Annotated in this window: 12 protein-coding genes; 7 read left to right on the top strand and 5 right to left on the bottom strand. The window is 63.4% G+C overall.

Going from position 1 to position 13,713, the window contains the following annotated elements; genetic code table 11:
• The 3 genes from M5G11_RS19540 (at nt 1) to M5G11_RS19530 (ending at nt 3,566) form a co-directional block, all read left to right on the top strand.
• Nucleotides 1-1,161 carry an ABC transporter ATP-binding protein gene (locus tag M5G11_RS19540; RefSeq protein WP_273911508.1) on the top strand — a complete coding sequence of 387 codons (1,161 nt, stop codon included), beginning with the start codon at nt 1-3 and terminating at the stop codon, nt 1,159-1,161.
• A gap of 53 nt (nt 1,162-1,214) precedes the next feature.
• Nucleotides 1,215-2,561 (top strand): carbohydrate porin, encoded by a 1,347-nt coding sequence (locus tag M5G11_RS19535; protein WP_273911509.1) that lies wholly within the window; start codon nt 1,215-1,217, stop codon nt 2,559-2,561.
• Between the two features lie 150 nt (nt 2,562-2,711).
• Nucleotides 2,712-3,566 carry a D-hexose-6-phosphate mutarotase gene (locus M5G11_RS19530; protein ID WP_273911510.1) on the top strand — a complete coding sequence of 285 codons (855 nt, stop codon included), beginning with the start codon at nt 2,712-2,714 and terminating at the stop codon, nt 3,564-3,566.
• Here M5G11_RS19530 and hexR read toward each other — a convergent pair.
• Complete coding sequence (gene hexR / locus M5G11_RS19525; protein ID WP_273911535.1) at nt 3,559-4,419, bottom strand: DNA-binding transcriptional regulator HexR; 861 nt, start codon at nt 4,417-4,419, stop codon at nt 3,559-3,561. The two genes, M5G11_RS19530 and hexR, sit on opposite strands and share 8 nt — an antisense overlap.
• A 212-nt stretch (nt 4,420-4,631) precedes the next feature.
• Between hexR and zwf the strand changes: the two genes are divergently transcribed.
• Genes zwf through M5G11_RS19510 form a run of 3 tightly spaced genes read left to right on the top strand, consistent with a single transcriptional unit; the run spans nt 4,632 to nt 7,493 of the window.
• Complete coding sequence (zwf, locus tag M5G11_RS19520) at nt 4,632-6,101, top strand: glucose-6-phosphate dehydrogenase (RefSeq protein ID WP_273911511.1); 1,470 nt, start codon at nt 4,632-4,634, stop codon at nt 6,099-6,101.
• Nucleotides 6,088-6,801: a 6-phosphogluconolactonase gene (pgl, locus tag M5G11_RS19515; protein WP_273911512.1), complete on the top strand. Its 714-nt coding sequence runs from the start codon at nt 6,088-6,090 to the stop codon at nt 6,799-6,801. The genes zwf and pgl overlap by 14 nt, the downstream gene beginning before the upstream one ends.
• 17 nt (nt 6,802-6,818) lie before the next feature.
• A complete protein-coding gene (locus M5G11_RS19510; protein WP_273911513.1) occupies nt 6,819-7,493 on the top strand; it encodes a bifunctional 4-hydroxy-2-oxoglutarate aldolase/2-dehydro-3-deoxy-phosphogluconate aldolase in 675 nt (224 codons plus the stop codon).
• Nucleotides 7,494-7,675: 182 nt separating this feature from the next.
• On the opposite strand, the gene leuA is transcribed toward M5G11_RS19510, so the two are convergent.
• The 4 genes from leuA to M5G11_RS19490 form a co-directional block, all read right to left on the bottom strand.
• The gene (gene leuA, locus M5G11_RS19505; RefSeq protein WP_273911514.1) at nt 7,676-9,352 is read right to left on the bottom strand and encodes a 2-isopropylmalate synthase; all 1,677 of its coding nucleotides are present in this window, start codon (nt 9,350-9,352) and stop codon (nt 7,676-7,678) included.
• 311 nt (nt 9,353-9,663) lie between these two features.
• On the bottom strand, nt 9,664-10,488 hold the full coding sequence (locus M5G11_RS19500) for a M23 family metallopeptidase (protein WP_273911515.1): 825 nt from the start codon (nt 10,486-10,488) through the stop codon (nt 9,664-9,666).
• A 3-nt stretch (nt 10,489-10,491) separates the two neighbouring features.
• A complete protein-coding gene (xseA, locus tag M5G11_RS19495; RefSeq protein WP_273911516.1) occupies nt 10,492-11,871 on the bottom strand; it encodes an exodeoxyribonuclease VII large subunit in 1,380 nt (459 codons plus the stop codon).
• A 64-nt stretch (nt 11,872-11,935) separates the two neighbouring features.
• Nucleotides 11,936-12,817 (bottom strand): LysR family transcriptional regulator, encoded by an 882-nt coding sequence (locus tag M5G11_RS19490; RefSeq protein ID WP_273911517.1) that lies wholly within the window; start codon nt 12,815-12,817, stop codon nt 11,936-11,938.
• A gap of 112 nt (nt 12,818-12,929) precedes the next feature.
• Here M5G11_RS19490 and M5G11_RS19485 point away from each other — a divergent pair, with 112 nt between their 5' ends.
• Nucleotides 12,930-13,712, top strand: a complete 783-nt coding sequence (locus M5G11_RS19485; RefSeq protein ID WP_420793820.1) for a sulfite exporter TauE/SafE family protein — start codon at nt 12,930-12,932, stop codon at nt 13,710-13,712.
• The last annotated feature ends 1 nt before the right edge of the window (nt 13,713 follow it).

Here is a 13,713-nt window from a genome sequence, read left to right as displayed (position 1 = left end):
ATGGCAACGCTTGAATTGCGTAACGTCAACAAGACCTACGGCAGCGGCTTGCCGGACACTTTGAAAAGCATCGGGCTGAAGATCGACTCGGGCGAGTTCCTGATCCTGGTCGGCCCGTCCGGCTGCGGCAAGTCGACCCTGATGAACTGCATCGCCGGCCTTGAGCAGATCAGCGGCGGGGCGATCCTGGTCGACGACGCCGACATCAGTGGCATGAGCCCGAAGGACCGCGACATCGCCATGGTCTTCCAGTCCTATGCGCTGTACCCGACCATGAACGTGCGCGACAACATCGCCTTCGGCCTGAAGATCCGCAAGATGCCGCCCGCCGCCATCGACGAAGAAGTCGCGCGGGTGGCCAAGCTGTTGCAGATCGAACACCTGCTCGGGCGCAAGCCCGGCCAGCTCTCGGGCGGCCAGCAGCAGCGCGTGGCGATGGGCCGGGCGCTGGCGCGGCGGCCGAAGATCTACCTGTTCGACGAGCCACTGTCCAACCTCGACGCCAAGCTGCGGGTCGAGATGCGCACTGAAATCAAGCTGATGCACCAGCGCCTGAAGACCACTACGGTCTATGTCACCCACGACCAGATCGAGGCGATGACCCTGGGCGACAAGGTAGCGGTGATGAAGGACGGGCTGATCCAGCAGTTCGGCACCCCGCAGCAGATCTACAACGACCCGGCCAACCTGTTCGTGGCGAGCTTCATTGGTTCGCCACCGATGAACTTCATCCCACTGCGCTTGCAACGCAAGGAGGGGCGCCTGCTGGCCCTGCTCGACAGCGGCCAGGCGCGTTGCGAATTGCCTTTGGGCATGAGCGATGCCGGCCTGGAAGACCGCGAGGTGATCCTGGGGATTCGCCCCGAGCAGATCAGCCTGGCCCCGGCTGAAGCCAATGGCCTGCCGAGCATTCGCGCCGAAGTGCAGATCACCGAGCCGACCGGGCCGGACCTGCTGGTGTTCGTCACCCTCAACCAGACCAAAGTCTGCTGCCGCCTGGCGCCGGATGTGCCGGCCCAGGTGGGTGAGACCCTGACGCTGCAGTTCGACCCGGCCCGGGTGCTGCTGTTCGATGCGCTGACGGGGGAGCGCCTGGGGCTGGTCGGCCAGCCGCTCGCCACGCCAGGTCGCGACAACGTCGCGCAATTCAAGGGTCGCTGAATTCGTTGTAAATCGTGAAAACCATCAAGAACAATAAAACGAGGAAACAGGGGATGGACCATTACAAGCACATCAAGCCGCTGGGCTCGCTGGCGTTGCTGGCGGCCTTTGGGGTCAGTTGCGGGGCGCAGGCTGCCGGCGCCTTTGATCCCGAGTCGAAGTGGATGAGCGGTGACTGGGGCGGCACCCGGACCGAGCTGCTGGAGAAGGGCTACGACTTCTCGCTGGAATACGTCGGCGAAATCGCCGGCAACCTCAAGGGTGGCTACAACGACGACAAGACCGCGCGCTACAGCGACCAGTTCGGCCTGGGTGCGAAGCTGGACCTGGAGAAGATCCTTGGCTGGCATGACGCCGAGTTCAAGCTGGCGATCACCGAGCGTAGCGGGCGCAACCTGTCCAACGACCGCATCAGCGACCCGCGTGCCGGGCAGTTCAGCTCGGTGCAGGAAGTCTGGGGGCGTGGCCAGACCTGGCGCCTGACGCAGATGTGGGTCAAGCAGAAGTATTTTGATGGCGCGCTGGACGTGAAGGTCGGCCGCTTCGGCGAAGGCGAGGACTTCAACAGCTTCCCCTGCGACTTCCAGAACCTGGCGTTCTGCGGCTCCCAGGTGGGCAACTGGGTCGGCAGCATCTGGTACAACTGGCCGGTCAGCCAGTGGGCGTTGCGGGTCAAATACAACCTCACGCCGGAGTTCTTCGCCCAGGTGGGCGTGTATGAGCAGAACCCCTCGAACCTGGAAACCGGCAACGGTTTCAAGCTCAGCGGCAGCGGCACCAAGGGCATGATCCTGCCGGTGGAGCTGGTGTGGTCGCCGAAGGTCAACGACCTGCCGGGTGAGTACCGTCTGGGCTACTACTACAGCACGGCCAAGGCCGACGATATCTATGAAGACGTCAATGGCCAGCCGCAAGGCGTCACCGGCCAGGACTTCAAGTCGCACTCCAGCAAGCATGGCTGGTGGGTGGTGGCGCAGCAACAGGTGACCGCCCACAACGGCGACGCCAATCGCGGCCTGAGCCTGTTTGCCAACTTCACCGTGCACGACAAGGCCACCAACGTGGTCGACAACTACCAGCAGGTCGGGATGGTCTACAAGGGCGCGTTCGATTCGCGGCCCAAGGACGATATCGGCTTCGGCGTGGCGCGCATCCACGTCAATGACGACGTGAAGAAGCGTGCCGAACAGCTCAACGCCGGTAGTGGCATCAGTGACTACAACGACATGGATTTCGTGCCGCTGCAACGCACCGAGTACAACGCCGAGCTCTACTACGGCTTCCACGTCACCAACTGGCTGACCGTGCGGCCGAACCTGCAATACATCAAGCGTCCGGGTGGGGTCGACGAGGTGGACAACGCGATCGTCGCCGGTTTGAAGATTCAGTCGGTGTTCTGAAGCATTTTGTTGTAAATTTACGCCATTCGCGACCGCCATGCGGTCGATCGCTGGCAAGGCCAGCTCCCACAGAAAGCTGCAACCCGAGCTTTTCTGTGGGAGCTGGCCTTGCCAGCGATAGGGCCATAACAATCACTCAGAGTCCAAACCATGCCAGAGCACCCGCTCCAGCGCTTTTTCACCTCGCAGCGGCCGCGGCCGACCTTCGCGTGGGAGCGCTATCAACAGCGCGATGTGCTGATCATCGATCACCCGCAGTGCCAGGCCGTCTTCAGCCGCCAAGGCGCGCAGTTGTTGCATTTCCAACCACGCGGGGAAAAACCCTGGCTGTGGTGCGCGGCCCAATGGCCGCAAGTGGGTGCCATTCGTGGTGGTGTGCCCGTGTGCTGGCCCTGGTATGGCCGTCACCCCAGTGAAGACATGTGGCCGGCCCATGGCTGGGCGCGCCTGCTCGACTGGAAACTCATCGACAGCAGCGAAACCGAGCAGGGCGTGAGCCTGCAATGGCGTTTGCAGCTGTGTGAATGGACTGTCGACCTGCACGCGACCCTGGGCGAAGGCATGGAGCTGGAGCTGCGAACCGAGCACCAGGACAGCCTGCCGTGCCAATTGAGTCATGCTCTGCTGGCCTACTGGCGTATTAGTGACGTTTCTGAGATAGCGCTATCTGGGCTAGAGAATGCACGAGGTTACGACCATTTGAACCGTCAGGCCTGCCAGCAGAAGGGCGCCTTGAGGGTGCATGGCGGCTGCCAGCGGGTGTTCCAGAATGCCGCCACGCTACAGCTGCACGACCCAGCCTGGGAACGCCAGCTGTGCATCGATACCGGCGACAGTGAGGACACCGTGGTCTGGCACCCGGGCAACCGCCCGCTGATGGGCGTCAGTGGCAGCGAGACTCTGGGGTTCGTCTGCGTCGAGGCGGCCAGCGGCAGCAGCGATTGCCTCAGCCTGGCGCCGGGTGAGCAGGCTCATCTGCGCTTGCAGGCGCACTTGCTCAATTGAGCTCGTCATCGATCGGGTAGCGGCTGGCGTTGAGGCTTTCCTTGATCTTGCGCAGGTGCGGCTGGAAGTCCACGCCCCGGCGCAGGGTCATGCCGGTGGCGAGCACATCGAGCACGGTCAACTGGATGATCCGTGACGTCATCGGCATGTAGATGTCGGTGTCTTCCGGCAGCGGGATATTCAAGCTCAGGCTGCTGGCCTTGGCCAGCGGCGAGTCGGCAGCGGTCAGTCCGAGCACCGAGGCGCCGTTTTCCCGGGCCAGGCGGGCAACCTCGACCAGTTCGCGGGTGCGTCCGGTGTAGGAAATGATCACGAACAATTCACCGGTGTGGGCCACCGAGGCCAGCATGCGCTGCATCAGCACATCGGCGTGGGCCGACACGGCAAGGTTGAAACGGAAGAATTTGTGCTGCGCATCCAGTGCCACCGGCGCCGAGGCACCGAGGCCGAAGAAGTGGATCTGTCGGGCCTGGATCAGCATGTCGACGGCGCGGCTGATCAGTTGCGGGTCAAGTTGCTGGCAGGCGCTGTCCAGCGAGGCAATGGCGCTGCCGAAGATCTTCTGGGTGTAGGCGCTCGGATCATCATTGGCTTCCACTGCACGGCTGACGTAGGCCGCGCCGCTGGCCAGGCTCTGCGCCAGTTGCAGCTTGAGTTCCGGATAGCCACTGACGCCGAACGAGCGGCAGAAGCGGTTGACGGTCGGCTCGCTGACCTTGGCGGCCTGGGCCAGTGCAGCAATGCTGAAGCGGGTGGCCTGCTGTGGGTTGAGCAGAATGACTTCGGCGACTTTGCGCTCAGCCTTGTTCAGCTCTTCGAGGCGGCCCTGGATCTGCTCCAGGAGGTTTCGCACGCGGTCCATGGGGGTTCCTTGGGTCGAGAATGCAGCCGGTTGTCGCGGGCAAGCGGCTTTTTGTCACGGTGGCCTATCGTACTGATGGCATGGTTGGCACACCACTTGTATCTGTGAAAGGGGATAAATGTTGTGGTTTTTACTACATTATTCCTTGAAAACTGCGATTGAAAACGGTATTTCTACGTCAACTTGATAAAAGAACCAACATCATGGCCTCGATCACCGTAGAACCTTGCACCTTTGCCCTGTTCGGCGCCCTGGGCGACCTGGCGTTGCGCAAGCTGTTTCCGGCGCTCTACCAACTGGATCGTGCCGGCCTGCTGCATGAGCACACCCGTGTGCTGGCGCTGGCCCGCGAAGCGGGTACGGCGCAGGAGCATCTGGCGGCGATCGAGGCGCACCTGCATGAGTTCGTCGCCAAGGGCGAGATCGAAGCCGAAGTGTTGCAACGCTTTGTTGCCCGGCTGAGTTACCTGCACGTCGACTTCGTCAAGGCCGACGATTACCAGGCGCTGGCCGCGCAGGTTGTGCCCAGCAGCCAACTGATCGCCTATTTCGCCACGCCAGCGGCGGTGTACGGGGCCATTTGCGAGAACCTCGACAAGGCCGGCCTGAGTGCGCAGACCCGCGTGGTGCTGGAAAAGCCCATCGGCCATGACCTGGAGTCTTCGCGTCGGGTCAACGATGCGGTGGCCCAGTACTTCCCGGAAAACCGCGTCTACCGGATCGACCATTACCTGGGCAAGGAGACGGTGCAGAACCTGATTGCCCTGCGCTTTGCCAACAGCCTGTTCGAGACCCAGTGGAACCAGAACTCCATCTCCCACGTGGAAATCACCGTGGCCGAGAAGGTCGGCATCGAGGGGCGCTGGGGCTATTTCGATCAGGCCGGGCAATTGCGCGACATGATCCAGAACCACCTGTTGCAGCTGCTTTGCCTGATTGCCATGGACCCGCCCAGCGACCTCTCTGCCGACAGCATCCGCGACGAGAAGGTCAAGGTGCTCAAGGCCCTGGCGCCGATCAGCGGTGAGGGCCTGAGCACCCAGGTGGTGCGCGGCCAGTACATCGCTGGCTACAGCGAGGGGCACTCGGTGCCGGGGTACCTGGAGGAAGAAAATTCCAACACCCAGAGCGACACCGAAACCTTCGTCGCCCTGCGTGCCGATATTCGCAACTGGCGCTGGGCCGGCGTGCCGTTCTACCTGCGCACCGGCAAGCGCATGCCGCAAAAGCTGTCGCAGATCGTCATCCATTTCAAGGAACCGCAGCACTATATCTTCGCCGCGGAACAGCGTTTGCAGATCGGCAACAAGCTGATCATCCGCTTGCAGCCCGATGAAGGTATCTCGCTGCGGGTGATGACCAAGGAGCAGGGTCTGGACAAGGGCATGCAACTGCGCAGCGGCCCGCTGCAACTGAATTTTTCCGACACCTGGCGTAGCGCGCGGATCCCCGATGCCTATGAGCGGTTGTTGCTGGAAGTGATGCGCGGCAATCAGAACCTGTTTGTTCGCAAGGATGAAATCGAATACGCGTGGAAGTGGTGCGATCAGTTGATTGCCGGCTGGAAACAGTCCGGCGAAGCCCCCAAGCCCTATGCGGCGGGCACCTGGGGGCCGATGAGCTCGATTGCACTGATTACCCGCGACGGGAGGGCATGGTATGGCGATATCTGATTTGCAGTTGCCGGCTTCGGTAACCGCACACGACTACACAACCCCGGCGAAGTTGGCCGATGGCCTGGCGCATGACGTTGCCGAGCGCCTGCGCGCGGCGATTGCCGGCAATGGCGTGGCAACCCTGGTGGTTTCCGGCGGGCGCAGCCCGGTGGCGTTCTTCCAGAGCCTGGTGCAACAGCCGCTGGACTGGTCGAAGGTGGTTATCAGCCTGGCCGATGAACGCTGGGTGCCGGTTGAGCATGCCGACAGCAACGCCGGCCTGCTCAAGCGTTATCTGCTGGTCGGCCCGGTGGCCAAGGCGCGCTTCCTCGGGCTGTACAGCCCGGCTGCCAATCTTGAGGCGGCAGCGCTGCACGCCGATCAGGCGCTGGCCGAGCTGGGCCCGATTGATGTGCTGGTGCTGGGCATGGGCGATGACGGGCATACCGCTTCGCTGTTCCCCGGCAACAGCAACCTTGCCGAAGGCTTGCAGCCAGACGGCGCGCGCCGTTGCCTGCCGATGCTGGCGCCGAGCGTGCCGCATCAGCGCCTGAGCCTGACCCGCCGGGTGCTGGGCAAGGCTGTGTTTACCGCGTTGTCCGTGCAAGGCCCGGGCAAACTCGCTACCCTGCGCGCCGCGCTGGCCGGGGATGACCCGACTGAACTGCCGATTCGCGCATTTCTTCACGCTTCTCTGGATATTTACTGGTGCCCATGAGCCAAGGACCCGCCGTTATGACCACGCTAGAACTTAAGCAGCCGGGTACTTCCATGGCCGACAAGATCGCCCGCATCGACCAGATCTGCAGCCAGGCGAAGATCCTCCCGGTGATCACCATCGCCCGCGAGGAAGACATCCTGCCGCTGGCCGATGCGCTGGCAGCCGGAGGCTTGAAGACGCTGGAAATCACCCTGCGTTCGGAGCATGGCCTCAAGGCCATCCGTGTGCTGCGTGAGCAGCGTCCTGAGCTGTGCATCGGTGCGGGCACGGTGCTGGATCGCAGCATGCTGGCGGCGGTCGAGCAGGCCGGTGCGCAATTTATCGTCACCCCCGGTTGCACCCAGGACATTCTCGAAGCGGGCGTGGAAAGCGCCTTGCCCTTGCTGCCGGGTATCAGCAGTGCCTCGGAAATCATGATGGGCTACGCCCTGGGCTATCGTCGCTTCAAGCTGTTCCCTGCGGAGATCAGCGGTGGTGTGGCAGCGATCAAGGCTTTTGGCGGGCCGTTCGGTGAAGTGCGCTTCTGCCCGACGGGTGGGGTGAACCCGGGCAATCTGAAGAACTACATGGCCCTGTCCAACGTGATGTGCGTGGGCGGAACCTGGATGTTTGAAAGCAGCTGGGTGAAGAACCGCGACTGGGCCCGCATTCAGGCGTGCAGCGCCGAGGCCCTGGCCTTGCTGGACTGATACGAATTCGTTGTGTGCTGTACGGCTTTAGGGGGCGCTTGGTCGGCGCCCCTTTTTTTTGCCTGTAGAACCTATCTCGTGGGAGGCGACCTTGCCGGCGATGAAGCCTGCAAAACAAACAAAAATGCCCGCCTCGTGCAAGGAGGCGGGCATTTCAGCTACTGCATTCAGTCAGTCGCGGCTCATGCCGCCTTGCTGGCTGCCTGCTGGGTCAGCGAGCGGTTCAGGGCGCTGAACAAGGCCTTGAAGCTGGCGGTGGTGATGTTCTCATCGATCCCCACACCGTGCACCGGACGCCCACCCGCCACACGCAGCTCGATGTAGGCAGCGGCCTTGGCATTGGTGCCGGCACCGATGGCGTGCTCGTTGTAGTCCATGATTTCCACGGCTACCGGCAGGCCGGCCACCAGGGCTTCCAGGGCACCGTTGCCCTTGCCGCGCCAGTGCAGGGTGGTTTCACCCTCGCCAGACACTTCCACTTCCACCTTGCTGTTGCCGTTCTCTTCCTGCAGGCGATGGCTGACCATGGCGTAAGGGGCGTTGGCTTGCAGGTATTCGCGCTGCAACAGCTTGTAGATCTGTTCGGCAGTCATCTCCAGGCCCAGGCGATCGGTTTCGCCCTGTACCACCTGGCTGAACTCGATCTGCATGCGACGCGGCAGGCTGATGCCGTATTCCTGTTCGAGCAGGTAGGTGATGCCACCCTTGCCGGACTGGCTGTTGACGCGGATCACCGCCTCGTAGCTGCGGCCGATGTCGGCCGGGTCGATCGGCAGGTACGGGACTTCCCATACGCCGTCTTCCTTCTGCTGGGTGAAGCCTTTGCGGATAGCGTCCTGGTGCGAACCGGAGAACGCCGTGTGCACCAGGTCGCCGACATACGGGTGACGTGGGTGCACCGGCAACTGGTTGCACTCTTCGACGACCTTGCGCACGCCGTCGATATCGGAGAAGTCCAGGCCCGGGTTGATGCCCTGGGTGTAGAGGTTCAACGCCAGGGTCACCAGGTCGACGTTGCCGGTACGCTCGCCGTTGCCGAACAGGCAGCCTTCGGCACGGTCGGCGCCGGCCATCAGGCCCAGTTCGGTGGCGGCCACGCCAGTGCCACGGTCGTTGTGGGTGTGCAGGCTGATGATCACGCTGTCACGACGGCTGACGTTGCGGCAGAACCACTCGATCTGGTCGGCATACACGTTCGGCGTCGACACTTCGACAGTGGCCGGCAGGTTGAGGATGATCTTGTGTTCCGGGGTCGGGTTCCACACGGCAATCACCGCGTCGCAGACTTCCTTGGCGAACTCCATTTCAGTCGCGCTGAAGGTCTCTGGCGAATACTGGAAGGTCCACTGGGTGTCTGGCTGCTGGGCGGCATATTTGACGAACAGCTTGGCCGCGTTCACCGCGATGTCCTTCACGCCTTGCTTGTCCTGGTTGAAGACAATGCGGCGGAACGACGGGCAGGTGGCGTTGTACAGGTGCACGATGGCCTTCTTGGCCCCGCGCAGCGACTCGAAGGTACGCGCGATCAGGTCTTCACGGGCCTGGGTCAGCACCTGGATGGTGGTGTCCGCGGGGATGTGACCGTCTTCGATCAGGGTACGCACGAAGTCGAAATCGGTTTGCGAGGCGGACGGGAACGAGGCTTCGATCTCTTTCACGCCAACGCTGACCAGGGTTTTCCAGAAGCGCAGTTTTTTTACCGCATCCATCGGCTCGATCAGCGACTGGTTACCGTCACGCAGGTCGGAACTGCACCAGATCGGCGCCTGGGTGATGGTCTTCGAAGGCCAGGTACGGTCGGGCAGATCGATGGTTGGAAATGCGCGGTACTTGTTCGAAGGGTCTTTGAGCATGGTCATGGAAGCAATCCTTTTGTGTGCGGCCTTGAAAGGGGCCTGCCGAGCGAATACGAGATGAAAAGGCGAGGCGACGCGATTCAGCTTGGTAGTCGGGCACTGACCAGGCAAAGGCTGCGATGTTGGCGAAGCAGGATGAGGGTCTGGAAGGTCTTCATGTGCTCAACCCTAACCAGTGAGGTGAAAGATGGCAAGCGCTGCGAAAAAATTGAGAGAAATGCTTAAAAAGTCAAAGTTCTCGAGATTTTATAGCGATGCAGTTGCAAAAAGACCGCGCCTGTTGCGCGGTCTTTTGCTTTGGCGCAACCCACGCCTCAGGGCTGGAAGGCCCCGATAAAGATCGCCGGATCGACCCGCGCATCGTTCAGGCTGACGTTCCAGTGCATGTGCGGCCCGGTCGCACGCCCGGTCGCGCCAACCCGGCCGACCACGGCGCCACGGCTGAGCTGCTGGCCGGCTTTGACGTCGATTTTCGACATGTGGCAGAACATGCTGATGAAGCCCTGGCCATGGTCGACGAACACGGTGTTGCCGTTGAAGAAATAGTTGCCGATGAGGATCACCTTGCCGTTGGTCGGGGTCTTGATCGGGGTGCCGGCGGGCACGGCGAAGTCCAGGCCGGCGTGCGGGTTGCGCTCTTCGCCATTGAAGAAGCGACGCACGCCAAAGCGGCTCGACAGCGGGCCGTTGACGGGCTTGTCGAACAGCAGGTTGCTCGGCACGTTCGGGCTGAAGCTGCGGTAGGCGCGTACCTGCTCTGCCAGCTCGGCGTCGATGCGCTTGAGGTCGGCAGGCTCGGGGTTTACCTGGCGCTTGTTCTTCAGGGTGATGCGTTGCTCGGGGTACTTCTTGCTGCCGACGCTGAAGCTCAGCTGGCGCCCGCCCTGGGTCAGGGTCGCGGTGCCGGGTTTTTGCGTCAGCGGCAGGCCGACGATGGCCAGCCAGTTGTCCTGCTCCTTCACCACCAGCACCGGCTTGCCATCGAAGCGGGCTTGCGGCGCCTGGGCGCTCGGGCCGAGGTCGACGACGGCAACGCCGCCGGGTACCGGCTTGTTCAACTGGCGGGTGATATAGCTGGCTTGCGCGGCGCTGGCGAAGGTCAGGCAAAGCATAAGCAGGGGGGCAAGCAAACGGGGCATGAGTCAGTCCAGAAGTGAAAGCGTGACCGGGGTCAGGTGGTTGTCCTCGACGCGCACCTGCAACTCGCCTTCGCCGAGGCGGGCGGTGAGGCGTTGGCCGTTCTGCGTCTGCGCGGCGCTGCGGATCGCCTGGCCGCGCTCGTCGAGCAGGATGCTGTAGCCGCGCCCCAGGGTGGCCAGCGGGCTGACCACTTGGAGGGTTTGCACCTGCGCCTGCAATTGCAGGCGACGGTCCTTGAGGGCTTCGCGCATCGCCCGTGGCAGGCGTTCGGCGAGGTTTTCCAGGCGCTGCTTGTGCAGCGCCAGCGTACGTCCCGGGTGCTGCGCGGCCAGGCGTGTGTCGAGACGCGCCAAGCGCTCGCGGCGCTGGTTCAGGCGTTGTTCGAAGGCGCGGCGCAGGCGCATGTCCAGGTCGTCCAGGCGCTGCGCTTGCTGGCGCAGGCGTTCGCCAGGATGGCGCAGGCGCCGGGTCAGGCCGTCCAGGCGCAGGCGGTCGTGGGCCAGGCGGTTCTGGATGCGCAGCAACAGGCGCCGGTGCAGGCTTTCGAGTCGACGTTGCAGGTCACTGCTGTCGGGCGCCAGCAGTTCGGCTGCGGCTGAGGGCGTGGGTGCGCGGACGTCGGCGACGAAGTCGCTGATCGATACATCGGTTTCATGGCCGACGGCGCTGACAATCGGTGTGACACAGGCGGCAATGGCGCGGGCCACGGCCTCCTCGTTGAAGCACCAGAGGTCTTCCAGCGAACCGCCGCCACGGGCCAGGATCAGCGCATCGAACCCTTGCGCGTCGGCGCGTTGCAGCGCGCGGACGATCTGGTTGATGGCTTCGCGGCCTTGCACGGCGGTGGGGATCAGGTTCAGCTCGACCTGCGGGGCACGGCGGCGGAACACGCTGATGATGTCGCGAATCACCGCACCGGTGGGTGAACTGATGATGCCGATGCGTTGCGGGTGAGCGGGCAGGGCGCGTTTGCGCTCGGCGCTGAACAGGCCCTCGGCACTGAGCTTTTCCTTCAGCGCATCGAAGGCCAGGCGCAGCGCGCCGTCACCAGCGGGCTCGACGGTATCGAGGATCAGTTGATAGTCGCCGCGTCCTTCGAACAGCGAAACCTTGCCGCGCACCTTGACCGCGAGGCCGTCGCGCAGGGCTTGGCGCACGCGGGCGGCGTTGTTGCGAAACAGCGCGCAGCGCACCTGGGCACCGCTGTCCTTGAGGGTGAAGTAGACGTGGCCGGAGGCCGGGCGGGCGAGGTTGGAGATCTCGCCTTCGACCCAGATATTGCTGAACACGTCTTCAAGCAGCACCCGGGCGCGGCCGTTGAGCTGGCTGACGGTCAGGACTTCGCGGTCCAGGCCGAGTCTTTCGAAAGGGTCTCTGATCATGGGCCGCATCATAAAGGAATGTGCCGGGGCTTGGCAGTGCCGGTGCAACACCGCACTTCAGCTCTCAAGCCCGCAGATGCTCAATGAACTGACGCACCAGCGCCCCCGCATCCCGGCGCGACGCCAGCGCCACCGTACTCACGCAGCCGGCATCCGCCAGCGGCACCCAGCGCACCGACGCCGGGGCAATATCGCCCATGCTCGCCGGCAGCAGCGCCACCCCGAACCCGGCTTGAATCAACTGCAACTGCGTAGTCTTGCGCGACACCACTCGCGCAGCCTTGGGAAAGAACCCAGCCTGCATGCACAACTGGGCCGACAGGTAGCTCAGGCCGCCACGCTGGCGATGCGGAATCGAGATGAACAGCTCGTCGCGTAATTGGCGCAATTCCACACAGGCTTCACCCGCCAATCGATGCCCCTCAGGCAGCGCGAGCAATAACGGCTCTTCGAACAATGGCGTGACCTCGACCCCTTCGTGCTGACGCAGCACCGGCAGGCGCAACAGCCCCACCTCCAGGCGGCCTTCAGCCAACTCCTCCAGCTGTGCCTCCGAAGATTGCTGGGCAATCTCCATCTGCACGCCTTCATGCGCGTGCAGGTATCCGCTCAAGCGCGCCAGCAGCACTCCGGTCAGGGGCACCGTGCTGGAGTGGCTGAGGCGCAGGCTGCCGCGCAACCCCTGGCCCACCTCGCGGGCCAGCCTCTCGGCTTTTTCAAGGTCCTGGAGCAGGTGCCGCGCCCTTGGCAGGAACGCCGCGCCGGCTGCCGTCAGGCGCGGCTGACGTGCAGTGCGCTCAAACAGCAGGGTGTCCAGCTGGCTCTCCAGCTCCTTTATCTGCCGGCTCAGCGCCGACTGGGCAATGAACAGTCGCTCGGCGGCGGCACTGAAGCTGCCGCTGTCGGCGATTTCGACGAAGTAACGCAACTGGCGGGTAGAGGTCATTTGAGCTATGCCGTTTCAAGATGGCTGGTGGCTGAATTGCATATTAGTCGGCATGGCTGGCCAATGGCTAAAGTTCGACCGTCTGCCCTCCGCCAACCCAGGTGCTCGCTTGATGCTCTCTACGTTGTCCGCCCAGCTCCCATTCACTGCATTGGAGTGGCTGCCCATCCTGCTCGGCATCGTCGCGGCCTATATCGTCTTCGGTATCGCGGGCTTCGGCACGGCCCTGGTGGCCGGCCCGGTGCTGATCAACTTCATGCCGCTGTCGCACATCATCCCGCTGCTGGTGCTGCTCGATTTTGTCGCCGCCTTCGGCAACTGGCTGCCCGCGCGCAAGGCCGTGGCCCGCAGCGAGTTGCTGCGCCTGCTGCCATGCATGGCGCTGGGCTGCACGCTGGGGGTGGTGTTCCTGCTCAAGCTCAAGTCCGACCTGCTGCTGTTGCTGATGGGCCTGTTCGTCAGCGCCTACGCGCTGTACAGCCTGGCGGTGAAGGTCAAGCCGGCGCAGCTCGCCGGCGGCTGGGCGCTGCCCATGGGCACGCTAGGCGGCCTGTTCGGGGCGCTGTTCGGCAGCGGCGGCTTTCTATATGCCCTTTACCTAAATGCACGGCTGCCGTCCAAGGAGCAGGCGCGCGCCACCCAGAGCGCGCTGATCAGTTGCAGCACGGTGGTGCGCCTGAGCCTGTTCCTGGTTGCCGGGGTCTATGCCGACCTGGCGCTGCTGTTGTTGGCGCTGTGCCTGCTGCCGATGATGGCCCTGGGCTTGTGGCTCGGGCGCAGGCTCACCCTGAAGCTGTCCCGCGAGGCCTTCGTGCGCCTGGTGACCTGGCTGGTGCTGGCCAGCGGCATTGCCCTGATCGGTCGTTACCTGAGTGAGGTAAACTGGCACTTTTGAA

This window comes from Pseudomonas fontis, assembly GCF_028656955.1.
Taxonomy (GTDB): Bacteria; Pseudomonadota; Gammaproteobacteria; order Pseudomonadales; family Pseudomonadaceae; genus Aquipseudomonas; species Aquipseudomonas fontis.
Note: the sequence above shows the minus strand (reverse complement) of the source record. Positions and strands in the feature narration are given on the sequence as shown.